The following is a 26302-nucleotide window of genomic DNA, read 5'->3' as shown; positions in this document are numbered from 1 at the left end:
ACATTTATTCGGGATTTTAACATTATTGCCCGCAATAAGAATTTAGGAAAGTGTGATTTCTATACATTAATCAAAAAACGATAACACAAATCATCAAGTGCTTTTTCCCAGTGGTTTCCCAAACAAATCCAAAATAGGCTTGCCGTGACCATCTGGGGTTGTGTAAAACGGTCTACCTTCGATTGTGTACTCCGTTTCAGGGTGTATACCCAAGGCGTGATAAATGGATTGATGTACTTGATCGATGACCACCGGATTTTCTATGGAAGAACAAGGTCTTTCATCAGCGGTTTTTCCATATACCAAGCCTTTTTCAATACCGCCGCCCCATAAAAGAATCGAACTGCCATCTGTAAAATGACGGTGCATTCCGAAGAATTTTTCATCTTCGATGATATCAGGCTGATCCACCTGGTCTTTTACTTTTTCACCCGGTCTTCCTTCTAGAATGGCATCACGGCTAAACTCACTGGCCAAAATAATCAACGTGCGATCCAAATGTCCGCTTTGATCCAAATCCTTCACCAACTGGGCAATGGGCCTATCGATCAACTCCTTCATTTTTTTGGCTCGGGTATGTCCATTTTCGTGTGTATCCCATCCTAAAAAAGGCTCGTATTCAGTAGAAACACTGATAAACCTACCCCCATTTTGGGCCAACCGCTTTGCCAGAAGACAGCCAAGTCCAAATCTTCCTGTATTATAAGTATCGTACACCTCTTTGGGTTCTTCTGACAAATCAAAAACCTTTGCCTCCGGGGAGTTCAATAAACGGTATGATTGCTCCATTGAGCGCATAAGGGATTCTTTTTGATAATCGCTGCCCTCTTGCATGAACGAACTTTTATTGGTCAACTCTTTATAAAGCTTATAACGGGCTTCGAAACGTTTCAATGACATTCCTTTTGGGGGGCGCACGCTGTCAAGTCCGCCCGCCGGGTCGGGTATTAAAAACGGACCAAATTCGGTGCCCAAAAACCCTGCGGAATGAAACGCTTTTAGTTCTTCCGCCTCACCCACCGTAAAACGCTGCCCCATCGCTATAAAAGGAGGAATAACAGGATTGACCGGCCCTAATTCTTTAGCTATCCATGCTCCTATATGAGGTGCCTGTACCGATTGTGGCGGTTCATAACAAGTATGCCAATGATACTGATGCCGGGTATGCAGAATATGGCCTAAATCAGCCGATTTATAAGACCGAATTATGGCACCTTTATCCATTACCCCAGCAATAGATTCCAGCCCCTTAGAAAAATGCAGGCCATCGACCACCGTGGGTATTTTTGGAAAAGTACTTAAGACCCTTTTACTCTCTACCCCCTTTTCATAAGGCACGTAGGCCTTCGGGTCAAATGTTTCGGTGTGGGCCATACCGCCTGCCATCCAAAGGAGAATGACCGTATCTGCCGTTGATGGCATGGAAGAGGGGCCTTTTGAACAAGAGCTCAAAAAACTTGTTAAGGGAATACTCGTAGCGGATGCCGCCAAACTGGCTGCCGACATTTTCTTAATGAACTCTCGTCTTGTATTATTCTCTTTCATCTTTCTCAAACTTTATATGCGAAAAATCCATTACTATCTTTAATTGATAAACTGAAACTCTGGTAAGACCAACGTAGACCAAAATACATCTTGCAAACCTTCTTTACTGGCATTCTGCCCTAGAATGCCCATCAACAATTCACTTTCTTCTTCAGAGGGATTTCTACCGAAAGATTGTTGGTATAGATTGTCTACTATTTTCTGACTATCCTTATCATACGCTTGCAGCCACCGTTCGGCACCCTCCTCTAACACTCCATTGAAAAACTCCCCATTCGTAAGTTCCAAGGCTTGTAATAAAGTGGCATTATCATCCCTCGTTGTAGCAACATTTTCGCGACTTGGCCTACCCAATGCTTTCATGAACGGGTGTTGCTTTACCAAACTGGCTCTTGCGAACTCCCCATTTTCATCATTGAAATTGAAATTGACCAATTTACCCCAATTGGCACTGCCATAGTTTCTGGCCTCACCCCATGAAGTATCATCAAAATTGATATCGGTCCATCCATCACTAGGAATGGTCCCAAAGCTTTTCCAAGATGTATCGGAATCAATTTGAACTTCTGAACCCTTATCGAATTTTACTTTCATAGAGAACAACACACCTGCCGGGTTGGCGATGGTTCCTTCATTTTCTCCTTCGATAGCAATCACATTTTTTCCTGATTTTAAAAATTGGGTCACATCATATTTGCCAACCCTTTTCCAATCATTTCCGGAAGCAATTTTTTCACCATTTACATATAGCACATAGGAATGGTCGACAGACAGTAAAGCCGTCGCTTCGGAAACAGTACCACCGGACAAACTAAATGTTTTACGAAAATACCTTTTGCCTGGCTCGGGAAGCACGTCGCGGTCAAACTTGACCTCTCTATGCCATACTCGCTTCGCTTTCAATTCAGCATGTGTAGGGTCGTACTCCACCGTATGGTATACCGGAAATACGATTTGACTCACCGCATCGGAAAACTGCTCGGCAGTTAAGCGTCTAACAATCGGCCCGTTAAAGACATAATCAGATTTTACATCTTCTATTTTATCATACTTCGCCGCACGCAATTGGTACGTTTTGGAAGTCATTATTTGCTTGATCAAATGCTTCAAATCATAACCTGATTCAATAAAATCGGCGGCAAGCCAATCGAGTAAGTCCCCATTCCATGGTTCATTATCCATTTCATCTAGAGGTTCAATAATACCACGGCCCATTAGTCTTTGCCAAATTCTGTTGGTTATGGTTCGGTACAAGCGGCCATTATCGGGCTGCACCATTACTTTCGCCAAGTTCAACAGCCGTTCTTCTAGGCTTTCGCCCTCTACTTCGCCCAATTCAGGGTACAGAAAGTTAACCTCGGCCATTCTACCCAATGGTTTGTCGCAACGGTTCAATTCTAAAACCGAATCGGCAAATATCGATGCAAAACCATAAGATTGCTCCAACGTAAGATTACTCACAAAACTATTATGGCAAGAGGCGCATTTTACGTTTACACCCATTAAAGATTGACCTATATTTTGAGCGGCCTGCATTTCGGTACGTTGGCTGGCGTTGACCACACCTCGCCATTCAATGCCTTTGATAAAGCCTTCGGAAGCCTCAGACGGGTTTACCAATTCACTTACCATTTGGTCATAACCCTTATTTGTAAGTAGCGAATTATAAAGCCAGTCGGTAATCTGCTTTCTTCCCCCAGTAATAAACCCTGTTCCACTATAGTCATTGCGCAATAAATCATTCCAGAAACTGATCCAATGCTGCGTATAATTGTGTTCATCGTTCAAAAGGGAATCTATAAGAGCTTCCCTTTTATTAGAATCGGAATCACTTACAAACTTTTCAATCTGTTGGGTTGATGGCAGCAAACCGACAATATCTAGATACGCCCTTCGTACAAATAGGTGGTCATTTACTTCTTGGGGCCATTCCGCCCCCTTTTCCTCAAAATACGAGTCAACCAATTTGTCTATAGGATGGAATTGCACGGAAGTTGGCAATGAAGGCATGTTCAATGCCAATTCGGCCTCAGGAAACACTTTTAATGTTTGGTCTGACCAATGGGCTCCGTTCTTGATCCACATTTCAACCAATTTGATTTCACTGGATTTTAAGACTTTTCCTTTTTTGGGCATTACTTCATCATGATTGGGAGACAATGTAATTCTCCGGAAAAGTTCACTTTCTTCCGGTTTGCCAGCCACTACGGATAAGCCGGATTCGCCACCTGCAAAAACTCCCTCTTTGCTATCCAAAACCAAACCGCCCTTCTGTTTGTTCTGGCTGTGGCATTGATAGCAGTTATGGGCAAAAATGGCCCTTACCTCTAAATTTAAACGGTCTTGCTGCGCGGTGTCCAACGAATCTACCTGCTTGAGTTCGGCCAATAAAGCGACCCCTTTACTATCGTCATAACCTTCCTCGTTACCGGGCAAAACACCTGTTAAAAAGTCTTCCCCATGAGTGAGGTTGGCACCTAAATGCCCTGTGATGGTCAGTAAAATGACCGTGATCATCAAAACGCCTCTGTATAGGCTAAAATCTTTGATTTTTCCTTGTAGGGTTCGTTGCAGTAAAATTGATGCGGCGATGGAAAAAACAGCTGTCGCTATGCCAATATATTGATGTTTATCGACCAAATCTCCGCTATAGTCATCTTGAGATTTCAAGAACCACCCAAAGAGGGTAGATAAAATAGCCGAAATGGCACCGATTATGACCATCCAACGAATACCTTCACGAAGACCCGGTCTTTTACCGTTTAAAGTGAGTATTTCCAAAAACAGGGCCACTACCAATAAGCCAATAGGAAAATGCACCAATAAGGGGTGTAGTCTTCCAAGAAATTGAAGTATCCAATCAAAACTTTCCATAAATCAATCAAATTTTATGTCGATAGAATTATATCAACTTACCAACTCTTCAATCTAAAGAGATCAATATCTGTCGTTTTGCTTTAAATTTTTATTTACCAACAATTCTCTTTCCGGCAGCGGGAAAAGCACTTCAAAAGCATCAAACTGATAATCGGACGGAGAAAAACCTATTTGGCCTCGAGGCGTAGTAGGATTGTTTCTTTCTCTTTCACCATGGGCATTTAAGAAGCTAACTAGCTCAGCTGTACTAAAGGTACGTTTTAAATCGAACCAACGGTGGTTTTCAAATGCCAGTTCTATTCTTCTCTCGTGCCTTAGAACATCACGAAACTCACCTTGTGACAAGCCGCCCAAAGACTCCAATCCTGCACGTTCCCTAACTTGGTTCAAGTAGCCGTAGGCTTGTGCATTCGGGCCAGATTCTTCGTTGATGGCTTCCGCCAACATCAAAAGCACATCTGCATACCTTAGCACAGGCCAGTTGTCATCAGGTCTTGACTGAATGGAATGTGGGTGATGAAACTTTTCTATGAAAGGTATCGGCACATACTCATCATTGTTGTTGATGTAGCCTTCACTTATTGAAACCGCTTTGCGCAAATCGCCTTCTTCATAGGAACTAATGAGGTCATTGGTAGGGATGTTCCATCCACCCCCATTAATACCAGCAAAACCCGTGACTGCACCCTCCGAAAAAAGCGGATAAAAATTATAGATAAAACCACTGGATTCACCCAAATCGTTGCCTCCTTGAAATTGTACTTCAAAAATTGATTCAGCATGGTTCTTGTTGTTAGGATCAAAAACAGCCCCATAATCAGGTAACAAATCATATATGCCCAAATCGATTACTGCTTCAAGAGTTGTTTTAGCCTCGCTATAGTCTGCTAAAGTCAAGTAAACCTTGCCAAATAAAGTTAAAGCCGCACCCTTCGTAATTCGGCCTGTTTCTGAAGAATCATAAACAGCCGGTAAAGCGGAGGCAGCAAAATCGAGATCGCTTTTGATCAGTTCATACACATCTGATTCGGGTGAACGGGAATATTCAAAAGATTTTGAGGGATCCTCAATCGGTTCTGTAATCAAAATGGCATCACCGAAGTATTGAGCCAATAAAAAATAATAATACGCCCTGAAAAATTTGGCTTCGCCCTCCAATCTTGCTTTCGAAGTAGCATCAATTTCAGCTTCAGAAAGTTTAAAAAGCACCGTATTGATGTTACCCAATGTATTATAAATATTTCGGTATGCAGTATAGATTAAACTAGTGTTCGAATTCATTTGCCAATATTCTACCGACTCTATGTTCGGCCCCTGCCCCCTATTGCCTTCGTTAAAATGCACAGTGGTATTATCGGAGACGAACTCTTGCAACAACCATTGGTCTGCGGTAATGGTTTGCAATTGCCCGTAAATACCAAAAACCGCTTGTTCTAACTGATTTTCGGTATTGTAGAATGTTTCTTCACCTAATTGGGTGGGGTCGGTCTTATCAAGAAAGTCTTTACTGCAAGAGAATACTAAAGCCGCCAGAATAAAAACTCCTATTTTATATATCGTTTTCATTGATTTACTTTTTTAGATAGTTGATTTGAGTTTAAAATGACAGGGTTGCTCCTAAGGTTACCGTTCTAGGCACCGGATAAGCTGAATCGTCTCGACCGGGATTAATACCGCCTGCCGTACTAACCTGTGGATTTCCTCCCGGAAAATCTGAAAACAAGTAGAGATTGTCTGTGTTGATATAGATACGAGCATTTCTGATAGCTCCCTTGGGGTTTAGAGGAATGGTATACCCCAAAGAGACATTCTTGATCCATATATGACTGGCATCGTGAACATAGAAAGAGTTCGACTCTCTTTCCCATTTCCAATAGGTAGTGGTGGGTACCCTGCCATTGCCCGGGTTTTCGGCAGAACGCCATCTTTCTTTTGCCCTCGCATCTACATTGAAAACACCATCAAGGTTGAGTGTTGTAGATTCTATATTTCTATAAACATCATAATTCTCGGCACCGGTCAGAATCGCATTGAAATCAAACGCTTTATAATCTAGGCCCAAGTTAAACGACCATACATACTCCGGATGCGGATTTCCAATCTCTACCCAATCTGTGGTATCATATGAAATCTCTCCGTCACCATTGGCATCATAATAAATGAATGAGCCGGGTATGGCACCATCTTGTGTTGGACTTGAATTGATCTGATCAACAGTGTTGAACACTCCCAAATTTCTATACCCATGAAGCATACCGATAGGCCGACCGACTTGAGAAACATTGTTTGTACCATAAAAACCACCATTTCTAATTTGGTCATTATCATCATTTATCGCCAAGACCTCGTTATCATTGAATGAAATATTGAAATTACTTCTAATACGAAGGTCTTCTCCGATACTGTTACGGTAACCAAGAGCAAATTCAATACCCGTATTCTGAACCTTACCTATATTCGTAAAGGTGGACTCAAAACCTGAGATTACCGGAATATTTACCGGCAACAGCATATTCTCAGTAGTTTTCTTATAGTACTCCCCCGTAAAGACCAATGTGTTATCTAGAATTGTTATATCGACCCCATAGTTGAACTGATCCGATTCTTCCCATCCTAGATTACGATTGGCCAAAGAGTTCAGCACCTTACCAGGTGCGAAGCTGTTTCCTAATATATAATTGGAGGATGTCAATGTTGAAAGGCTCGGGTAGTTACCGATATTATTATTGCCTGTTACCCCAAAACTTGCCCTGAGTTTTAGATCGTTCAACCAATCGGCGTTTTGCAGAAAAGATTCGTCTGAAACCCTCCAACCTAAAGAAACGGCCGGAAAACTTCCCCATCTATTATTCGATCCAAATCTTGAGCTACCTTCTCTTCTATAAGTGGCCGACAGTAGGTATTTGTCTTTAAAATCGTAGTTCAACCTGGCAAAATAAGCCAACAAACTCCAACTTGTTTCTCCGGAATTGACACTGAAAATTTCCGCATTTTGTAGAAATCGAATTTGATCATCAGGAAATTTAGTGCCTTGCGAACCAATATTTCTAAGTGTTGCCTCTTGCGCGGTATAGCCAAGCAGTACATCTAGACCATGAGACTCGCCTAGAGACTTCGAGTACGAAAGTAATTGATCGGCAGACCAATTGATTTCCTCGGCATATGCTTCAGATAAACTTGCATCTCTCGGAGGCGGACCATTAAATCCGTTAGAGGCCAAAGTAGAGGGCCTAAACGAATTGACCCTCTGACCAATCAGAGATACATTGGCCGATGATTTGAACTTGAAATCCTTTAGAAAATTGACCTCAACGAACATATTCGACAAAAGCCTGTTTATATGTCTTTTATTTTTCTCTTCATGTAGAAGTTGAACAGGGTTCAAACTACCGAAAATCAAATCTCCGTCGGCATTATATCCTCCTAAATAATTATTGAACGAACCGTCTTCGTTATAAATGGGCTCTCTAGGGTCTGCCCAAAGGGCAATTCCGGTAACCAAATCTCTACTGCCCTCAGGTATATATCGCTCGTTTGACCTTGAACCGGTTACATTTAGACCAATATTTATGTTATCGGTAATCTTTGTATTGATGTTGGCCCTCACATTAAAGCGCTCGAAATTGGTTTTAATGATGGCGCCTTCCTGATTCAAATAACCCATAGAGATAATAGAATTGCTTCTCTCACCCCCTGAAGTAACGGTAAGATTATACTTTTTGAATAATGCCGCACTGTTCATTATTTCATCTTGCCAATCAGTATAAGTAGTATTGTTCTCGGGGTTTCTTATACGCAGGGGAATTTCAGATTCAGCTGGCTCCCTGCCCTCATTGAATATAAATTTATCGACCCAACTTTCTTTTTGAAATTGCCCAAATTCAACAGCATTCAGCATTTTGGTTCTTCGTTCACTCGGTATGTTCTGTATGCCTGAAACCACATCTAGGGTGACCGATGTAAGACCTGCCTTGGCACTTTTCGTATTTATCAAAACAACCCCGTTCGATCCTCGTGCACCATAAATAGCCGTTGAAGCGGCATCTTTCAGAATTGTTATCGACTCAATATCACCTGGGTCGATGCTAAGGCCAGTGGAAGTTCCGATTGCAAACCCATCAACGACGTACAAAGGTTTACTGGTGGCACCCAAAGAACTAAGACCACGTATAACTATATCCATTTCTTGACCTGGCCTTCCGGAATTTTGACTCACCACTACCCCAGGGGCCTGGCCTAAAATCATTCTTGATATATCAGTGGCCGGTACATCTTTAACCTCTTTTAAATCTACTACCGAAACTGCGGAAACAATATCTCTCTTTCGTTTGGTGCCATAGCCGACAACCACCACCTCATCTAAGCCCGCAGCACTTTCCTCAAGCATAACCTGAAGGGTTGATTGGCCATTTACCGATACTTCTTTGCTGGCATAGCCAATATAAGAAACCACTAAAATGGCATTTGAATCGGCAATCGCTATCTGAAACTTACCATCGAAATCAGCAGTTACCCCATTGGTGGTGCCCTTCTCGACTATATTCGCACCTGGTAATGGTATTCCGTCGGCATCGGTTACCGTACCCGTAACCGATGTTTGGGCTTCCTTTTTCTTTTTCGCCACCTGTTTCTTTCTTAGATAGATTGAGTTTTCATTGGCAAACTCAAATTCCAGTCCGGCCGACAACACGCACTTTTCAAGAAGTTTTTCAATTCGAATATGGCCCTTGGCTATTTTTATTTTTGGACTTCCCTCAAATAGATTCGAACGATAAATAAAATTATAATCCGTCTGTTTTTTGACAACTTCAAGAATTTCTTCAACCGAAAGAATTTCGTTTGAGTTAAATTTTACCCTTTCGTTTTGAGAAAATCCATTTTCAGGGCTAAATCCAAACGAAAGAATCGTAAAGAACAAAATGAATATTCTCATGGTAAATAATAGGGAGGTCTTAAGGTAGCATAGACCGCCCTCAAGTAGTTTAGTTTTCATAAATTTGTTTGTTGGTTAATTTTAAGTTGATCAATGTACATGGGGGATGGAGGTTTAAATTTGTCAGATCTAGACTCCGTTCCCTTTTTTTTATTTCATAGTGATTCGTTTTTGGTTGATTTCATAATCTACTTCGTTGGTATTTTTAATGATTTCTAATATATCGGTGATGTCTTCGGCCCTTCTAAAAACACCGTTGAACTTAATTTCTTCAATATCTTTTCGCTGAAACTCTACCTCAAAGTCGTACCACCTAGAAAGCACTACCATAATGTCTTTTAACGGTTTGTTCTTAAAACTAAAGAGTCCGTTTTTCCATGATATTTCATTATAGACATCTACCTCTTCAATATTGATGGCGTTGGTAACCCTGTTCAACTGTGACTGACGACCGGGGGTCAACTTTTTTGTTCCATCACCCTTATCTATGTTTACTTTGCCTTCTACCAACGTAGTTGAAATGAGGACCTCCTCTTTGTAGGCCTTAATATTGAACTCTGTGCCGATAACATTTACCGCTTGATGTCCAGTCTTTACACTAAAGGCAGAACCGTTGTGTTTCGAGCTAGGGGATACCTCGAAATAAGCCTCACCATAAACCAGTTCAACCTGTCTTTCTTCATTGGGCTGAAAACTTACCGGATATTTCAATTTTGTTTCTGCGTTGACCCAAACCTTCGTACTATCGGCCAATACTATATAGAATTGCCCCCCTCTGGGGATTTCGAGAATATTACTTTTGGATGTTTTACTTTGCCTTTTGTCTGATTGTGTGTACACCAGTTGTTCGCCATTGCTCGATGCATAACTCGTTACATACTTCTGACCTTTGTGCAACGAAACTTTTGATCCATCTTCAAGAGTTAAAATGGCCTTGTTTGTTCCCGTCTCAATTTTTTCTTCAACTGTGGTCAAAACTTGCGTTGGCTTTATCGTACTGTTCGTCGCATTATGTTTATTTACCCACCACAGCGAAGCAACACTTAAAAAGATGGTCAGCAAGGCAGCATACTTAAAGAAGACGGTTCTATTCTTTCTTCTCTCTATTTTAGCGAGAACTTTTGTCCAATCTTCTTTTGTTTTTAGTTCAGGACTACTTTTAGAATTATACTCTTTTGCAACCCTTTTAAAATAGGCACGATGCCGCGGCGATTCAGCATACCATTCGTCAAAGATTTTGGCTTCAGACTCGGTTAAAGTATTATTGAGTTTTTTAATAATTAGCTTAAATTCCATAACAGACACTTCGTGCTTACACAGAGTAGACAGCGACATTTTCAAAATGGGTGACAAAATTTTATCAAAATGATAAAATTTAACATAAAAAGAAAAGTTTATTAAAAACGAGCAATGGTCTTAAACATTAATAAATAAAAACAGTAGAAATAGAATAAGCTCCGAAAATTTGGCCTTTGCTCTTTGTAATTGGGTTTTAACCGTATTGACCGACAAATTCAATTCATCGGCAATTTCCTGATAACGGTAGCTTGCTTTGAAACGGAGCTCGACAATAGTTCTCATTTTATGTGGTAGACTATCCATCACTTCAAGAACCTTATGATGCAGTAATTGTAATTCATCAAATTCAATATCTTCATCAAGATCCTGAAATTCTAGAACTGCCTGCTCCTCTAAAAACTTGGCGTTATCACTGATTTTGTATTTTTTCAGGTGGTTCAAACACTTATTTCTTACCATAGCATACATGTATGCCCTAAGATTGGTCTGAATCTGAAGTCTGTCGGCTTTCTCCCATATTTTCACAAAAGCTTCTTGCACCAAATCTTTACTTAAATCTTCATCATAAAGATAGTTTTGAGCATAAATAACTAATTCACCATACAATGAATCAAACAACCTCTTAAAGGCTAGATGATTCCTTTTTTGAATTTCTACTATGTTCGGTTCTACTTGAACAGACATATGTGAACTAGTTACTTGGCATAAATTAAGTTGCAACCAACTCCTCTAAAACACCCTATTTTAAAGAGTTTAGCAGATAAAAATTTGAGAATGGACGAATGTTTTGATTAGCAAATTCTTTTACCACCAAAGTCAAGTATAGTAAGTTTAATAACAAAAGGTATCCTGTACTATGCTGCTCCTTTTGATAGTAGGTATCCCTTTCCTCTCCTTCTATTTTAACTCCATCCAAAAGAAAGGATATCCTTAATAGTTAAATTTGTCTAATGTATTTTACAGATAGTTAAACGTTTTGTAAATTTAACCTATCTAAAGAAAAAGATATGGCCACAAAAAAAGAGCTCACGGAACAAGCCTTAATTGGTAAATACATGAACTATGTAATGGAAAACGAACACTTTCCCAGCTCCATTTACAAGTTTTGTAAGGAAGAAAAAATAAAGGAGGAGGATTTTTACAAGTTCTTTGGCTCTTTCGATACTTTAAAAAAGGGGATTTGGAAAGCTTTTCACACACAAACCATTTCCCTCTTGCACAAAAACAAAGATTTCGAGAACTACACCAATAAGAACAAGCTTCTCTCCTACTACTTTACTATGTTTGAAATGCTCACACTTAACAGGAGCTACGTTCTTTTTGTTCTTAAGGAACATGATATGATGCTCAAAAACTTGGAGCAACTGAAAGGGCTAAGAAAACATTTTAAGGATTTTACAGCACAGTTAGTTGAAAATGCCAATGAACAGAAGAATTTAAAAATACTAAAACAACCTAAAGGGGTATTTTCGGAGGCCGCTTGGTTTCAATTCATGTTTCTTTTACGTTTTTGGGTCAAGGATGATTCCCCTGCCTTTGAAAAAACGGATGCTGCCATTGAAAAATCCGTGAATACAGCTTTTGACGTTTTTGATAACACTCCTTTGGAGAGTATTGTTGATTTTGGAAAATTCCTTTGGAAGGAGCAAATGGCCTAGATGAAAACATTAGATAGTATACCCACAAGTAAATTAGAGCGCGCCAGTAAATTGGTGGGCACTGGTGCCAAAATTGGTGTAAATTACCTTAAATATTATGGTAACAAATTAACGGCCAACGAAGGTGCTCGGGAGCAATTGGATCAAGAAAATGCCAAGGATATTTATGACGGCTTAAAACAACTAAAGGGTAGTGCCCTTAAGGTTGCCCAAATGCTGAGCATGGAAAAAAGTATTCTTCCCCAGGCGTATGTTGAAAAATTCTCATTGGCCCAATTTTCCGTTCCACCTTTATCAGCGCCACTGGTGCGAAAAACGTTCAAAAAAAGTTTTGGAAAATATCCGGAAGAATTGTTTGATGAATTCACCTCAGAATCCGTAAATGCCGCTAGTATTGGTCAAGTTCATAGGGCGAAAAAAGACGGTAAGGAGTTAGCGGTTAAAATCCAATATCCTGGGGTGGCAGATAGTATTTCATCTGATTTGGGCTTGGTTAAACCTATCGCCATTAAGATGTTCAATCTTAAGGGTAAGGACAGTGAAAAATATTTTAAAGAGGTAGAGGGAAAATTACTGGAAGAAACCAATTATAAACTTGAATTGGAGCAAAGTAAGGCTATTACGAAAGCCTGTAAGCACCTGCCCAACCTTAAATTTCCCAATTACTATCCAGAACTATCCAACCAAAGAATTTTGACCATGGATTGGATGAAGGGTATTCACCTTGCGGAATACACCAAAACGGATTTTAGTAGAACAGAGGGAAATAAAATTGGCCAGGCCCTATGGGATTTTTATATGTTTCAAATCCACGGGCTACGAAGCGTTCACGCAGATCCACATCCTGGGAATTTTTTAGTGAATGAACACGGGGAACTAATTGCCATTGACTTTGGATGCATCAAACAAATACCGGATGACTTTTACAATCCCTATTTTGAGCTGGCCAAAAAAGAGAATATCAATAACCCGGACATTTTTGAGAAAAAAATGATGGAATTGGAAATTCTGTTGCCTACGGATTCCCCTGAAGAACGAGCGTTTTTTTCGAAAATATTCCATCAGATGCTCAGTCTGTTTACCAGGCCTTTCAACAGTGCTGTTTTTGATTTTTCAGATGAGCGTTTTTGGACCGAAATAGCTTCGCTTAGCGAGCAGTTCCAAAATGATACACAATTGAGAAAAATGAACGGAAATAGAGGGTCACGTCACTTTCTATACATGAATAGAACTTTCTTTGGACTATATAATCTTTTACACGATTTAAAGGCAAAAATTGAGGTAACTAATTTTCATCAATATATGCCACAAAATGAAAACCTTAGTAAAAGTGCATAAGAAATTACATTTGCCCACAAAACTGTGCCCTGTTTGTGACCGGCCTTTTTCATGGCGTAAAAAATGGGAGAAGGATTGGGACAATATTAAATATTGCAGCCACAGATGCATGACAAACAGAAAACAAGTTTAGTTTGGTTTCAAAACGATTTACGCACCCATGATCAAATTTCTTTGGCCCGAGCCATGGCCAAAGGAAATAGGGTAATTGGAGTCTTCTTTTTTGTTCCCTCTCAGTTTGAAATTGGCACCTTTGGATTTAAAAAAACCGAAAAATTCAGAGCGAAATTCTTATTGGAAACAATTCAACAATTAGAAGTAAATTTAGCTCAGCTGAATATTAGCCTTCTAACCTTTTTCGACTCCCCAGAAAAAGTATTCCCTCTACTGGTAACCGAATATGAGGTAACCGAGGTGTTTCTTCAAAAAGAATGGACGCAAGAGGAATTGGACCGCCTTAATAGAGTTAAAAACGTGGTAGCCCCAAATGTTACTTTCACAGAAAGTTTCGATCAATTTTTATTTCACCCTGAAGACGTTCCGCTTTCGTTCAATCAAATTCCGCAAGTCTTTACCCAGTTTAGAAAAATTTGCGAAAAGAAGGCATCTGTTAGAAATTTGGTACCCTTTCCTAAAGCAATGCCCAAGGAAAACACCATCCATCAGCATTCAAGTATCCCTTCTTTAAACGAATTGGGCTATGAAGAGTTTGATACCGACGCCAGAACCGCTTTTCCATTTCAAGGAGGGGAGAATGAAGCTTTAAACCGGCTTGACCACTATTTTTGGGAAAGTAAAAAGCTTTCCGTTTATAAAAAAACCCGCAATGGACTCATAGGTACAGACTATAGTTCCAAATTTTCACCTTGGTTGGCAAACGGGAGTTTGTCCCCTAGAACCGTCTACCACAAAATAAAGGAATATGAAAAAGAGATAGTCAAAAACGACTCCACCTACTGGTTGTTTTTTGAACTTATTTGGCGCGATTATTTTAAATACATCTCTCTAAAACATGGCAATGCCATTTTTAGACAAGAAGGAATCCTTGAAAAGGAATACGAATGGAAAACAGATTTGAAACTGCTTCACAAATGGATCAACGGAGAGACCTCATCTTCCTTTGTCAATGCCAATATGTTGGAAATAAAAAATACCGGTTGGATGAGCAATCGGGGAAGGCAGAATGTGGCCAGTTATTTCGCAAAGGAGTTGTTGTTGGATTGGCGCATTGGTGCTGCCTATTTTGAAGCTATGCTTTTGGACTACGATGTTCACAGTAATTATGGAAATTGGATGTACGTAGCCGGAGTGGGCAACGATCCCAGGGACCGAAAATTCAATGTTCGTCTGCAGGCAGAACGATATGACGCTCAGGGAAAATTTCAGACATTATGGCTCCAGAATAGTTTATTCTGAGAAGGAATGTATCCTTTTTTTTGATCATAATTTCTCGAACCAATCCCGCGCAATAGGAACCGATTGCCTAAAGGCTTTTTCCTTGCTATACCCATATACCTTGATCATTCCATTGGCCAAAAGAAAAACCTTGTCCACCAATTTAATGGGTTCGTTTTCCAATAGCGTTTTTAGCTCACCCTTTGTAAATGTATTCATCCAGTAGCAATAAGAACGGAATAGTTTAGTTTCGTTCAGATGGGTTAAGTTACCACTTTTAAAAAAAGAGAGGAAAGACCGTTTTTTAAATTCGATAAGTGATTGAAAAAATACGATTGACAGCACAGCGTATCTGGTAAATCATTCGCTTCAATTATCCATGTACTTCGGAGATCAACTCTTGAAACCGCTCAATGAACTTGCCTACATGCAAACCATCCATTAAGGCGTGGTGTACATGAACAGAAATAGGCATAGAGCGCCTACCATCCATTTCTGTCATCTTCCCGAATGAAATCTTAGGGCAACTATCCTGAAATTGAAAATGCCTAGCATGTGATATAGATGTGAAATCTATCCATGGCAATGATGAAAAATGAATAACGTTCTCACCCGAAACTGCCGGCATAAGACCCGTAGAATTTCTAACTCGTTCCATTTCCTTACGGGCTACCTCACAGAACATTTTAAAATCTTCCCGATATTCAATGTATGAAAAACCAAAGGTTCCGTTCTCCCTATTGATGGTAGGTGATCCGTTCACGTAATCATATTCAAAAACTTTCCCTTCGGATATCCGATATTTAAAAGACGCTATTTCATTGGCCGCCATTAACGCCTTATGCAGGTAGTAGAGAAAAAAAGAATATCCATATTTCTTACTTACCGCATAAGCTTCCGTACAATCGATACGCACGGTAACCCCAAAAAAGGGTTCATCAAATTGAGAAAAAAACTCAAAGTGATCTTTCCTTTTCCAATTCTTTATTTCAATCTCCTTTTTCATGGCGAATATGGTTTTTATTGCTAGACGAAGATAGGTAAAGAAGTAGTCTTACATGATATACAAGATAGTTTGTGGCAATCATCTTTATGCAATCCATTACACAAAAAGGTACTTCATTTTTAAGATGCTACTTAGTTAAGAATTTGTAAATTGCTCACCTAATACTTTTCGGTTTTCAGAAAATAATGCTAGAATATTCACAAAATGTTAAAATCAAATCTCTGCCCCCAATGGGTAACGAAGATGATTTTAATACGATGTATTCATTCTATAAACCCAAGCTTTTTACCATTGCCCATAGCTATATAGGCAACAAAGAAGATGCTGAAGAAATAGTTCATGATGTCTTGATCAAGCTCTGGGAAAAAAGGGAGAAACTTACGGTTACTTCCAATTTTACGGGATATGTTTATCGTATGACCCGAAATGCCTGTCTAGATTATTTAAGAAGTAAAAAGAACCGACTCTCCAAAGAATCCACCAGTGACCAGCAAGAGCACTGGCTTAATTATAGCGCACTTTCTGATGATGCCTCATCACAAATTATTTCCCAAGAATTACAGTCGGTAGTTGAAAGAGCCATTACGCACCTTCCAGAAAAATGTAAAAATGTTTTTGTAAAAAGTAGAATGGAGGGAATGGCGCACAAAGAAATTTCCGAACAAATGGAAATTTCACCAAAAACCGTAGAAAACCATATTTCACGGGCCCTAAGAGAGCTAAAACAAGTTCTGAAGGAGTATCTCCCTATGCTTTTTTTATAATTTTTGCCATGTAGACTAGGGGATACTTTTAATTCTTTCGTCTTGCTATAAACACTCACCATTTTTTTAAGAATGAATAAAAGGGATATTAAAGCATTGGTAGAAGGCCGGCTTTCGAACGAACGAAAGAAGGAGGTTATCAAGTGGCTCCTAAAAAACCCTAAGCAACAGCAAAGGTACCATAAGTTGAAGGCGGAGCATGTAGCCCAACTTCTTAAGAATCCGCAGTACAATGGTCATGAAAGAGCCATTGCCAAACGTAACCGCCTCTATAAACTAGTTGGTTATGCTGCGCTTATAGCCATTTTAATAGGTTCTGCCGTATTTTTAATACAACCTTCTCGGGAACCATCCGTTGAGAAAGTTGCCGTTCTAATGACAACCACCACTATAGGCGAAAATAAGGACGTTGTACTACCAGATGGTTCCCAAATCACCCTCAACTCCAATACATCCATTACTTATCCCCACTCGTTTGAGGAAGGAATACGGGAGGTAACCCTTAGCGGAGAAGCTTTTTTTGACGTCACCCATGATGAAGAAAGGCCCTTTATTGTTCATATGGACAATGGCGTAAAAATTCAAGTGTTGGGAACTTCTTTTAACATTAAATCCTACCCTGAGGACCAAAATGTAGAAACCACGTTGGTAAGTGGAAAGGTGCGTGTGGTTGAGGAAAAGGACAACAAGACCGTGGTTCTCAACCCTTCCCAAAGAGCAACCTATGTTAAAAATGAAGATAAGATCATTATAGACAAGGTGGAAACCGAGAATCTAACTTCTTGGAGACAGGGAAAGCTGGTTTATGACGAAACCCCAATAAGAGAAGTAATAAGCGATCTTAAAAGAAAATACAAGGTAACTATTTCAGTAGCATCCCCCGAAATCATGAACTACCGTTACACAGGTGTTTTTGACAATTTGACCATTGAACAGATCTTGGACCTTTTTGAGGTATCATCACCCATTTTATTTAAAAAGAACCACACTAAAATCACGCTCTATATGAATAAATAACATCGTAAAAAAGAAGAGGAAAGTGCTGCAACACCTTCCTCCTTAGAAAATTATTTAACTACCTAGTAATTAAACAACTTAAACTATTCAAATTTATGGAAAAAAAGGATCATTTTTTTTCAAAGATCCCTATTATCAGGATAATGAAAATCTACGTCATATTATTGGCCATTTCTTTAGGGAAACTATTTGCCTCTGAAGTAAAGGCCCAAAGCATTTCGTTAGAAGTGAATAACGTAAGGTTAAAGAAGATACTCAACGAAATAGAACGCAAAAGCGACTATAGCTTTTTTTACAACAACAGTATTATAGATGTTTACAGAAAAGAATCGCTTAGCGTAGAAAACAAGAACCTAACCGAGGTTTTGGAGACCTTGTTCGGTAATTCCAACATAGATTACAGCTTTGTTAGGGACCAAATCATCTTGTTTCCAAAGGACAATCCGGAATTAAAGGAGAAAATTGAAAACCTCCTTAACAGTCAGGTAGAAAAAATGCCTACCGCCCTAAGTCCGCAAAAAATCAATGAACTTATCCAGACCAACGTACAGTTTTCTGTGCAAGGTACGGTTACCGATAATGCGGGAACCCCCATACCAGGTGTGACCGTTTTGGTAAAAGGGACTTCAAAAGGAACCGCAACCGACTTTGATGGAAATTATAGCATCATGGCAGATGCCGGCGATGTTCTTTCCTTTAGCTACATTGGTTTTACAACCAAGGAAGTGGAAGTTACCGGGGAAGAAACCCTTAATGTAACCTTGGAAGAAAATGTAGACGCCTTGGAAGAGGTAGTTGTCGTAGGGTACGGTACACAGAGAAAATCAGACCTTACCGGTGCCGTTAGCGCCGTAAGCAGCGAAGAACTTCTTAAAGCCCCCGTAAACAATGCATTGCAGGGAATGCGCGGGAAGGTTGCCGGTGTAAACGTGTTTTTAAATTCCGGTTCTCCAACGGGGTCCCCAAGAATTGTTATTCGTGGTGTAGGTACCATCAACTCCTCATCTGACCCTCTTTATGTGGTGGATGGTGTTGTAATGGATGACATCAAATTCATCAACCCCAATGACATTGAGCGAATGGAGGTTCTTAAAGATGCTTCCTCTGCTTCTATTTACGGTGCCCGTGGTGCCAATGGGGTGGTTTTGATCACGACCAAAAGAGGTGGGCAAGAAGGAAAAGTAACCATTGGTTATGATGGTTTTATCAGCGTTGGTAGCATCCGTAAGAAAATGGATTTACTAAATGCCGAGGAATGGCTAGAAGTTGTTAGAACCGGTATGGAAAACACTCCAAAATACCGTCCAGATTCGCCGGCTCCAGTATTTACGACCGACGACCCAAGATTGTTCGATGAAAACGGAAATCCGTTATATGATACGGATTGGCAAGATGAGGCTACCAGAACAGCCTTCTCTACCAACCATCAACTTTCGGTTCAGCAAGGAAATGAAAATTCTTCTGTGGGCGTTTTCTTGAACTACTCTCATGTAGAGGGTATAATGTTGAACAACAAATTGGACCGTATCAGTGGTAAGATTGCCTATGACGTAACTCCAAAAGATTGGCTAAAAATTGGTGTCAACCTTATGGTCAATGATGTAAAGGATACGGAATTTGAAGAAGGTGGCGGGGGCCAATCCCCACGTCGTACCATGATCGAGATGCCTCCTATCTTTCCGGTCAAATTCCCTGATGGAACTTGGAGCAATAGCCAGATGATTTCGGATGCCTATAACTTGGAATCCATGGCCAACCCAGTACATGTTCTGGAAACCCAAGAGCGTAAGTGGGAAAGAAACCAGATGTTCGGTAACTTCTATGTTAACTTCAACATCCTTCCAGGATTGGATTTAAGAAGTCAGTTTGGTTTTGACAAGAACATCCGCAACAAAAAGGAATATTCCCCAAGGGATTTGGTCAATATTTCCGCTCCTGATGGTTATGGAAGAATTTTTAACGAAAAGAGCACCTACTGGCAACAGGAAAATTACCTGACCTATACCCAAGATTTTAATAAGCACAGAATCAACGCCATGTTAGGTTTGAGCTGGCAGGAACGAAAGTATGAATCGTCCAATATTTTCGCTAGAGGATTTAGTGATGATTTCTTTAAGTACAACAATATTGGCTCCGCCAGTAATCCAAACGCGCCCGAATCCGAGACCGAAGAATGGGCTTTAAACTCTTACTTTGTTAGGGCTGGTTATACGTTTGATGACAAATATTTATTGACCTTGACCGCTAGGGCAGATGGTTCTTCAAGATTCGGTAAAGACAATAAATACGGATTCTTCCCATCCATCGGTGCGGGATGGAACATTAGCGAAGAGGAATTCATGAAAGACGTAGAATTCATTGACCGTTTGAAATTACGTGGTAGCTACGGTATTACCGGTAATACAGAAATTACCCCTTACAGTTCTTTGGCAACGGTATCTGCTGGAACCGTATTGTTAAACGGTACTCGTGTAAGCTCTGCTTCGGTCAACAGATTGGCCAACCCAGGATTGGAATGGGAAAAAACAAGCCAGTTTGATATTGGTATCGATTTATCGGCATTTAACCACCGTTTACGTTTAGAGTTCGACTATTATGATAAGTTGACTAAAGACCTTTTATTGGACAGACCGGTTCCTTACACTACAGGCTTTACTTCCGTAAGGGATAATATTGGTTCCGTGTCCAACAAAGGTATCGAGGCCATGATCAGTGGTGATATTGTACGTGGTGAGAATTTTGGATGGGATTCATCCTTCAATATGAACTACAACAAAAATACCATCGAGAGCTTAGGTGAAAACGATGAGGACATAGAGCCAGGTCCATTCTGGGTATCGGGTAGCCAGACCATTCTTCGCGTTGGTGAATCTTTAAGTTCTTTCTATGGATATGAAAGATTGGGTACTTGGGGAACCGATGAAGCTGCCGAAGCTGCTGCTGTAGGTGCCGTTCCTGGGGAAGCCAAACGTTCTGCCGACAAGAAGATTCTTGGTAAAGGACTTCCTGATGTAACCGGAAGCTTTATTAACAACTTCCGCTATAAGAATTTCGATTTTACCGCGGATATCCAATTCGTGGCAGGTGTGGAAATTATGCAACAATTCTACCACTCTACCGAAGACCGTTCCGGTATTGCCAATGGTCTGGCCACTATTCTTTATGATGGTTGGACGGAGAACAACCAAAACACCATGGTTCAAGAAATTAGAAACCAAGCCTATGCAGGACAGAACAGTCAGGTAGATAGCCGCTGGGTGGTTGACGGTTCTTACATTAGAGGTAACCTGTTCTCTTTTGGTTACAACTTTGACCAACAATTTTTAGACCTTTTTGGTTTTAGCAATCTTAGGGCATATGTAAGCGTTGAAAACGCTTTCGTAATCCATTCCAAGGACTTCCAAGGGTATGACCCTGAAGCTTCTTCTTGGGAAGATAACCAATGGGGACAGAACATTTTCTTCTTCCAGTACCCAAAACCTAGAACGTTCACTTTGGGTTGTAGCCTTAAATTTTAATGCTTAAAAAAGAAAATAACATGAAAATTAAATATATAGCTTGTTTATTGGGACTCGTATTTCTAGGGTCTTGTGACGATTTCCTTGAGGAAGAACCGTTAAGCGAATTGAGTTCCGATCAATTCTTTTCAGAACCGGACCAAGCCTTTAGTGCCGTTAATTCACTTTATAGGAACGGAGCCCCACAAATGACGGATGGTGGCGTATATAGCGGTACCCCATTAATGTTGGGTGCCTATATGAGCGGATTTTTCACCAATGAATATGCCGGTCAGGAATTGCACGTAAGCAATACCCAACAATTAACGCTCAACGGCGATAATATTGGAACATATTTACAAGATCGATGGAGGGAACTGTATTTAGGGATTTCCAGAGCTAACAATGCCATCAAATATATTCCCGAAACTCCCGAACTTACAGATGCACAAAGAAACCAATTATTGGCAGAAGCCAAGTTCTTTAGAGCTTTCTCCTACTATTATTTGGTACGTTGGTTCGGTCCAGTGCCTTTGACCACGGAACCGTACGAGTCGCTGGAAAATCTTTATTTGGAAAGAAGTCCGATAGCCGATATCTATGCGTTGATCGAAGCAGATCTTACGGAAGCCCTCAATCAAGGCAACCTACCAACGACCAATATGGTTGATAACGGAAAGAGAATTACTGCAGGTGCTGTAGCCACCCTTTTGGCCGATGTGTATTTGACAATGAGCGGAAACCCATTAAATGCCGATAGGTATGCGGATGCAGCCACTTTGGCTCAGGACATCATCAATGGTGAATACGGGTCTTATGCTTTGGTACAGCACGATGAAGTGGATGGTGCCATAGATTTGGAAAATTCCGCTTACAACAAATTGAGAAAGGGAGATGCCTCTGCCACTGAGGATATCTATATTAAGGAATACGACCCGGAAATTGGTACTGCGGTTTATGCACGTTACTCTTACCCGGTAGCTTTGGCATCGGAAGTATTGTATGACATTACCAATGGCGCTTACCAGCCTAGCGACCAGTTTTTGGATTTCTATGATCAGGCAATGGATTTAAGAGCACAAGAAAGACAGTTCTTTCATAGCACCTATGTCCCAACCGGGCAAACATTTGAAACGGCTCCTTTCTTTTGGCATGATGATACCGCCATTTTTGAAACTGCACGATCAGGTAAGGATTTTGCCGTATACACCTACTCAGATGTGTTATTGATCGCTGCCGAAGCCATTGCTATGAGTAGCGGTGTGAATGCCGATGCGGTCGATTACTTGGCACAAGTAAGGGGAAGAGCCTACTGGAATACGGATGCCGCCACGATTACTTCGGAACTTTCCGGTTTGGGAGCCACTGCTTTTGTAGAGGAAGTTTGGAAGGAAAGGCACCGGGAATTGGTTTTTGAGTTTAGAAACTGGTTCGACATTGTTCGTACAGGAAAGTTTCCCGTATCCAACACTCCGGGAACCATCACTTTTGTAGATGCGGTTGGACACACCACCGAAAATGGAAAACAAATTGAAAGCAAACATATGTTGTTGCCTTTACCAGGCCCTGAACTTCAGAGAAATCCGAGTTTAGGAAGTGACAACAATGGCTATTAACCAAACGGCCATTTATTTAAAAACCACCAACAGCAGTTGGTGGTTTTTTTATGGGTTAAATTTACTAAAGTGTCTTTTAAAATTCAGTGCAAGACCTTAAAATATTGAAGGGCATTACTAATATGGGTCTCCACCGTACGAATGGAAATATCCAACTCTTCCGCAATCTCTTTGTTTCTGTAGTTTTTAATTCTGCTTAAATAAAAAACGTTTCTGCACTTACGGGGCAAATTGTTCAAAATGCGATTGAATTCCATTTCCAAGTCATTCTCCTCTAGTTGTTCATCCCCTATTATGGGGCTCACCAATTGAGATATCAATTCTTCATCCAAATCAACGTATTTATTGTTTCTGTACGTATTGATTACTTTATTTCTTAAAGCTGCAGTCAAATAACTCTTGAGGTTAGTAATTTCTAGATACCCTTTCTTTTCCCAAAGTTGAACGAACAGTTCTTGAATTAAATCTTGAGATTGTTGTGTGTCTTTTAGTAAGGTAAATGAATACTGATACAGGAAATCAAAATACCTGTCATAAAGGATACGAAAGGATTCTTTACAACCACCTTTTACCCTACTAAGTAAAACGCTATCAGAAAGTTGAAAATTCATTGTTTGCTTGGTGTTGGGCCCGTAAATTACATTAGTGCGTACTGGTTACGGTAACTACAATCTTATGTCTTAGTTATATTATGGTTAGATAAAAAGTGCCGCCCCTTCTACAGGACGGCACTATGAAATGAAACTAACGCAAACTAACAATTACTACTATTGGAAAATGGTCAGAAACATAGGTTCTCCCTCTCTGCCCATCTATAACATGATGTTTTTCTACGGAAACCCCATTTCCTGTGAACATATAGTCAATACGCTCCCTTTCCTTGTTCGGCTCCAATTTAAAACCATTAAATGTATACTCCGGACCATAAACCTTGTTGGCCACATTTTTGGTGTCCATCACTTTTAAATCTACCGAGGAATCATGAAGCAAAACTTGATAAGCCTCAGCAGAAGGTGTAAAATTGAAATCCCCACTAACGAGAAAAGGACTATCACCTGCAATACTATTTATTTGCTCCCTCAATAGTTTAGCACTTTCTACTCGGGCCTTCTCCCCTCTATGATCAAAATGGGTATTAAAGAAATAGAAGTGTTTTCCATTTTCTTTCGATTTCAACTTTACCCAAGTTACGATTCGCGGTAATGAGGCGTCCCACCCCTTGGAATTTACTTCCGCTGGAGTTTCAGACAACCAAAAAGTAGCTCCATCCAGCTTTTCCAACTTGGATTTATTATAAAAAATAGGACAAAATTCCCCTTCCTCGCCTCCATTTCTACCTACCCCAAAATATTCATAGCCCGGCAACCGTTCCACCATGTCATCAAGTTGCTTCTTAATGACTTCTTGAGCCCCCAGTACATCCGGTTCACTAAAGTTGATCAACTCGCAAAGCCAATCCTTTCTATTTTCCCAGATATTGACCCCATCATTGGGGCTGGCATATCTTATATTAAAGGTCATGGCACTGACCTTATCTATTTCTTGCGCGGCAACCAACATGGGTAGAATGGCGCATAGGAAGCCTACTAATTTTTGTTTCATCTTCATGATTTTCAGATTTAGTCCCAACCTGGGTTTTGCTCAAGATTGGGGTTCAACTGAAGTTCTATCCGTGGAAGGGGATATAGATAATCACGATTTTCATCAAAACTCCTATTGTTAAAATCGGGTTGCGGATCAATGAGATTGTTCTCATCCAAGTAAATATCCGATCCTAGACGAATGTATTGCACTCCCTGAACTTGATTGGCAGGTTCGGTTCCGTCATAAAGTACCACATCTATAGCACCATCATCATCCATATCATATTCCCCTGCGCCCGGAAAATAAAGTCCGCGTAGGGGTTGTGTAAGTGTCTGCCCAGATTTCCATCGGACTACATCATCCCACCTATGGTCTTCCATATAAAGTTCTATTCTACGCTCCCTTCTAATTTCCAAGATCACACCTTTATTGATCCCAGTTACCGACGGATACTGATTTTCAAGAAAAATATCTGGATTGGCATTGGCATCTGAAAGGCTTAAACCGGGCATGCCTACCCTATTCCTAAGCAATTGAATGGAAATGTCCACATCTGCCTGAGAAAGCGATTCCAATTCCGCCTTGGCTTCGGCATAGTTGAGCAATACCTCTCCAAACCTAAGAATGGGCAAATCCGTAATTGACTCGTCATTGGTATCAAATACCGGTTCGGTTACGAATTTAGTAAGTTGGTAGCCAGTCATGGTGGCCCCTAGATTGGGTGCCAATTCCATGGACTCCCCCTTTCTTGTATAACCTGGGGTTCTTATGGTTTGTGAGAGTCTAGGGTCCCTATTTTCTACTTCTTGGGTGAAGAACAGTTGGTTGTAATTGGGCAAATCCGTGAAACGAGAACCATCGGCCATCAAATAGCTATTGACCAAATCTTTGGGCATACCAGGTCTCCCATACGAGGAAGTAGTGGTATAATAATTAACGTTGTGGTCTACCGCTACCGACTGATCAAATTGCCTGCTTAAAATCATTTCGTCCGTGATAGCATCATGGGAGTTGAACAAATTCATATAATCCGTTGCAGTATTTCCAGTGCTATAGACGGTATAAGGAGAATTTTGTATGAGTTCCAAAGAAGCATCTACACTGGCATTTAAATAAGTTTCGTAACCGGAAATACCTCTATATTTATCAAAAGTACCTTCATACAATCCAACTCTTGACTTTAAGGCTAAAGCACTGTACTTGGTAATTCTATACGCCTGCACTTCTTCATTTAGGTTGGCAATGGCGCGATCCAAATCTTCCAATATCCTATCGACTACAAACTGTCTTGACTCTCTAGGTGCCTGAAGACTTTCCATATCTTCTGCACTGAGCGTTCTGTCATAATAGGGAACCGCTCCAAATCGTTTTAGTTTTTCAAAATAGAAATAGGCCCTAAAGAAATAGGCTACGCCACTAAAGTGCTTTTTGGCCGCCTCATCATCACATTTCTCATAGTTCTCCAAAAAGAAATTAATGTCTCGCAAATCTGCCCAGTCCCAACCACCTCCTGTGGTAGGTATGGTACGTGCTCCCCGCATCTCATCGCTCAAAGTGGTGCTTACAATATTGTCCGCCACGGCGTCCCCATTGTAAATGGAGGTACTAGGAAACATTCTATAAAAACCATTGGTGTACAATTGCAAATCACTCGCCTTTAAAAAGAAGTTATTTGCCGTAACATCGGATAAGGGCTCTTTATCAAGGTAGTCGTCACTACAACTACTAAAAAAGAGAATACAGATAAGTATGATAAATTTAAATTTCATAGTG

19 protein-coding genes are annotated in these 26302 nt (G+C 40.4%); 8 read left to right on the top strand and 11 right to left on the bottom strand.

The window, feature by feature from the left end:
- Nucleotides 1–93: 93 nt before the first annotated feature.
- From BIZ36_RS13075 to BIZ36_RS13050, 6 genes are all read right to left on the bottom strand, one after another.
- Nucleotides 94–1545 (bottom strand): DUF1501 domain-containing protein, encoded by a 1452-nt coding sequence (locus BIZ36_RS13075; protein ID WP_187458352.1) that lies wholly within the window; start codon nt 1543–1545, stop codon nt 94–96.
- A 39-nt stretch (nt 1546–1584) separates the two neighbouring features.
- Nucleotides 1585–4419, bottom strand: a complete 2835-nt coding sequence (locus BIZ36_RS13070; RefSeq protein WP_187458351.1) for a DUF1553 domain-containing protein — start codon at nt 4417–4419, stop codon at nt 1585–1587.
- Between the two features lie 63 nt (nt 4420–4482).
- Entirely contained in the window at nt 4483–5988 is a 1506-nt protein-coding gene (locus BIZ36_RS13065; RefSeq protein ID WP_187458350.1) for a RagB/SusD family nutrient uptake outer membrane protein, read from the bottom strand.
- Nucleotides 5989–6019: 31 nt separating this feature from the next.
- Nucleotides 6020–9415: a SusC/RagA family TonB-linked outer membrane protein gene (locus BIZ36_RS13060; RefSeq protein WP_286174758.1), complete on the bottom strand. Its 3396-nt coding sequence runs from the start codon at nt 9413–9415 to the stop codon at nt 6020–6022.
- Nucleotides 9416–9505: 90 nt separating this feature from the next.
- Nucleotides 9506–10651, bottom strand: a complete 1146-nt coding sequence (locus BIZ36_RS13055) for a FecR family protein (RefSeq protein WP_187458349.1) — start codon at nt 10649–10651, stop codon at nt 9506–9508.
- 120 nt (nt 10652–10771) lie between these two features.
- Nucleotides 10772–11338 carry an RNA polymerase sigma factor gene (locus tag BIZ36_RS13050; RefSeq protein ID WP_187458348.1) on the bottom strand — a complete coding sequence of 189 codons (567 nt, stop codon included), beginning with the start codon at nt 11336–11338 and terminating at the stop codon, nt 10772–10774.
- Between the two features lie 323 nt (nt 11339–11661).
- On the opposite strand from BIZ36_RS13050, the gene BIZ36_RS13045 reads away from it, so the two are divergent.
- From BIZ36_RS13045 to BIZ36_RS13030, 4 genes are read left to right on the top strand one after another with little or no spacing between them, the layout of a single operon-like run.
- On the top strand, nt 11662–12312 hold the full coding sequence (locus tag BIZ36_RS13045; protein WP_187458347.1) for a TetR family transcriptional regulator C-terminal domain-containing protein: 651 nt from the start codon (nt 11662–11664) through the stop codon (nt 12310–12312).
- Nucleotides 12313–13650 (top strand): ABC1 kinase family protein, encoded by a 1338-nt coding sequence (locus tag BIZ36_RS13040; protein ID WP_187458346.1) that lies wholly within the window; start codon nt 12313–12315, stop codon nt 13648–13650.
- Nucleotides 13625–13783 carry a DUF2256 domain-containing protein gene (locus BIZ36_RS13035; RefSeq protein WP_187458345.1) on the top strand — a complete coding sequence of 53 codons (159 nt, stop codon included), beginning with the start codon at nt 13625–13627 and terminating at the stop codon, nt 13781–13783. The genes BIZ36_RS13040 and BIZ36_RS13035 overlap by 26 nt, the downstream gene beginning before the upstream one ends.
- Nucleotides 13756–15066, top strand: a complete 1311-nt coding sequence (locus BIZ36_RS13030) for a DASH family cryptochrome (RefSeq protein ID WP_187458344.1) — start codon at nt 13756–13758, stop codon at nt 15064–15066. The genes BIZ36_RS13035 and BIZ36_RS13030 overlap by 28 nt, the downstream gene beginning before the upstream one ends.
- A 24-nt stretch (nt 15067–15090) precedes the next feature.
- On the opposite strand, the gene BIZ36_RS13025 is transcribed toward BIZ36_RS13030, so the two are convergent.
- Both BIZ36_RS13025 and BIZ36_RS13020 read right to left on the bottom strand, forming a co-directional pair.
- Entirely contained in the window at nt 15091–15264 is a 174-nt protein-coding gene (locus tag BIZ36_RS13025) for a hypothetical protein (RefSeq protein WP_187458343.1), read from the bottom strand.
- A 154-nt stretch (nt 15265–15418) separates the two neighbouring features.
- The gene (locus BIZ36_RS13020; protein ID WP_187458342.1) at nt 15419–16051 is read right to left on the bottom strand and encodes a chloramphenicol acetyltransferase; all 633 of its coding nucleotides are present in this window, start codon (nt 16049–16051) and stop codon (nt 15419–15421) included.
- A gap of 230 nt (nt 16052–16281) precedes the next feature.
- Between BIZ36_RS13020 and BIZ36_RS13015 the strand changes: the two genes are divergently transcribed.
- The 4 genes from BIZ36_RS13015 to BIZ36_RS13000 all read left to right on the top strand — a co-directional run bounded on the left by BIZ36_RS13015 (nt 16282) and on the right by BIZ36_RS13000 (nt 22945).
- Nucleotides 16282–16815 (top strand): RNA polymerase sigma-70 factor, encoded by a 534-nt coding sequence (locus tag BIZ36_RS13015; RefSeq protein WP_187458341.1) that lies wholly within the window; start codon nt 16282–16284, stop codon nt 16813–16815.
- 72 nt (nt 16816–16887) lie between these two features.
- Nucleotides 16888–17832 carry a FecR family protein gene (locus BIZ36_RS13010; RefSeq protein WP_187458340.1) on the top strand — a complete coding sequence of 315 codons (945 nt, stop codon included), beginning with the start codon at nt 16888–16890 and terminating at the stop codon, nt 17830–17832.
- Nucleotides 17833–17975: 143 nt separating this feature from the next.
- Complete coding sequence (locus tag BIZ36_RS13005) at nt 17976–21350, top strand: TonB-dependent receptor (protein ID WP_222937385.1); 3375 nt, start codon at nt 17976–17978, stop codon at nt 21348–21350.
- 20 nt (nt 21351–21370) lie between these two features.
- Nucleotides 21371–22945 (top strand): RagB/SusD family nutrient uptake outer membrane protein, encoded by a 1575-nt coding sequence (locus BIZ36_RS13000; protein WP_187458338.1) that lies wholly within the window; start codon nt 21371–21373, stop codon nt 22943–22945.
- 83 nt (nt 22946–23028) lie between these two features.
- Here BIZ36_RS13000 and BIZ36_RS12995 read toward each other — a convergent pair whose 3' ends face one another.
- The 3 genes from BIZ36_RS12995 to BIZ36_RS12985 form a co-directional block, all read right to left on the bottom strand.
- Nucleotides 23029–23556, bottom strand: a complete 528-nt coding sequence (locus BIZ36_RS12995; protein ID WP_187458337.1) for an RNA polymerase sigma factor — start codon at nt 23554–23556, stop codon at nt 23029–23031.
- 133 nt (nt 23557–23689) lie between these two features.
- Nucleotides 23690–24547: an endonuclease/exonuclease/phosphatase family protein gene (locus tag BIZ36_RS12990; RefSeq protein ID WP_187458336.1), complete on the bottom strand. Its 858-nt coding sequence runs from the start codon at nt 24545–24547 to the stop codon at nt 23690–23692.
- Nucleotides 24548–24564: 17 nt separating this feature from the next.
- Nucleotides 24565–26298, bottom strand: coding sequence for a RagB/SusD family nutrient uptake outer membrane protein (locus BIZ36_RS12985; protein ID WP_187458335.1), 1734 nt, complete (start codon nt 26296–26298; stop codon nt 24565–24567).
- Nucleotides 26299–26302 lie beyond the last annotated feature (4 nt).

It is taken from the genome of Cytophaga sp. FL35 (genome assembly GCF_014349235.1).
GTDB lineage: Bacteria > Bacteroidota > Bacteroidia > Flavobacteriales > Flavobacteriaceae > Euzebyella.
The sequence above is the reverse complement of the archived record's forward strand: the minus strand, read 5'-3'. Positions and strand labels throughout refer to the sequence as shown.

Coding starts and splice junctions, on each gene's coding strand:
- BIZ36_RS13075 (WP_187458352.1), bottom strand. CDS start 1,545: ATGAAAGAGAATAATACAAGACGAGAGTTCATTAAGAAAATGTCGGCA.
- BIZ36_RS13070 (WP_187458351.1), bottom strand. CDS start 4,419: ATGGAAAGTTTTGATTGGATACTTCAATTTCTTGGAAGACTACACCCC.
- BIZ36_RS13065 (WP_187458350.1), bottom strand. CDS start 5,988: ATGAAAACGATATATAAAATAGGAGTTTTTATTCTGGCGGCTTTAGTA.
- BIZ36_RS13060 (WP_286174758.1), bottom strand. CDS start 9,415: ATGAAAACTAAACTACTTGAGGGCGGTCTATGCTACCTTAAGACCTCC.
- BIZ36_RS13055 (WP_187458349.1), bottom strand. CDS start 10,651: ATGGAATTTAAGCTAATTATTAAAAAACTCAATAATACTTTAACCGAG.
- BIZ36_RS13050 (WP_187458348.1), bottom strand. CDS start 11,338: ATGTCTGTTCAAGTAGAACCGAACATAGTAGAAATTCAAAAAAGGAAT.
- BIZ36_RS13045 (WP_187458347.1), top strand. CDS start 11,662: ATGGCCACAAAAAAAGAGCTCACGGAACAAGCCTTAATTGGTAAATAC.
- BIZ36_RS13040 (WP_187458346.1), top strand. CDS start 12,313: ATGAAAACATTAGATAGTATACCCACAAGTAAATTAGAGCGCGCCAGT.
- BIZ36_RS13035 (WP_187458345.1), top strand. CDS start 13,625: ATGAAAACCTTAGTAAAAGTGCATAAGAAATTACATTTGCCCACAAAA.
- BIZ36_RS13030 (WP_187458344.1), top strand. CDS start 13,756: ATGCATGACAAACAGAAAACAAGTTTAGTTTGGTTTCAAAACGATTTA.
- BIZ36_RS13025 (WP_187458343.1), bottom strand. CDS start 15,264: ATGAATACATTTACAAAGGGTGAGCTAAAAACGCTATTGGAAAACGAA.
- BIZ36_RS13020 (WP_187458342.1), bottom strand. CDS start 16,051: ATGAAAAAGGAGATTGAAATAAAGAATTGGAAAAGGAAAGATCACTTT.
- BIZ36_RS13015 (WP_187458341.1), top strand. CDS start 16,282: ATGGGTAACGAAGATGATTTTAATACGATGTATTCATTCTATAAACCC.
- BIZ36_RS13010 (WP_187458340.1), top strand. CDS start 16,888: ATGAATAAAAGGGATATTAAAGCATTGGTAGAAGGCCGGCTTTCGAAC.
- BIZ36_RS13005 (WP_222937385.1), top strand. CDS start 17,976: ATGAAAATCTACGTCATATTATTGGCCATTTCTTTAGGGAAACTATTT.
- BIZ36_RS13000 (WP_187458338.1), top strand. CDS start 21,371: ATGAAAATTAAATATATAGCTTGTTTATTGGGACTCGTATTTCTAGGG.
- BIZ36_RS12995 (WP_187458337.1), bottom strand. CDS start 23,556: ATGAATTTTCAACTTTCTGATAGCGTTTTACTTAGTAGGGTAAAAGGT.
- BIZ36_RS12990 (WP_187458336.1), bottom strand. CDS start 24,547: ATGAAACAAAAATTAGTAGGCTTCCTATGCGCCATTCTACCCATGTTG.
- BIZ36_RS12985 (WP_187458335.1), bottom strand. CDS start 26,298: ATGAAATTTAAATTTATCATACTTATCTGTATTCTCTTTTTTAGTAGT.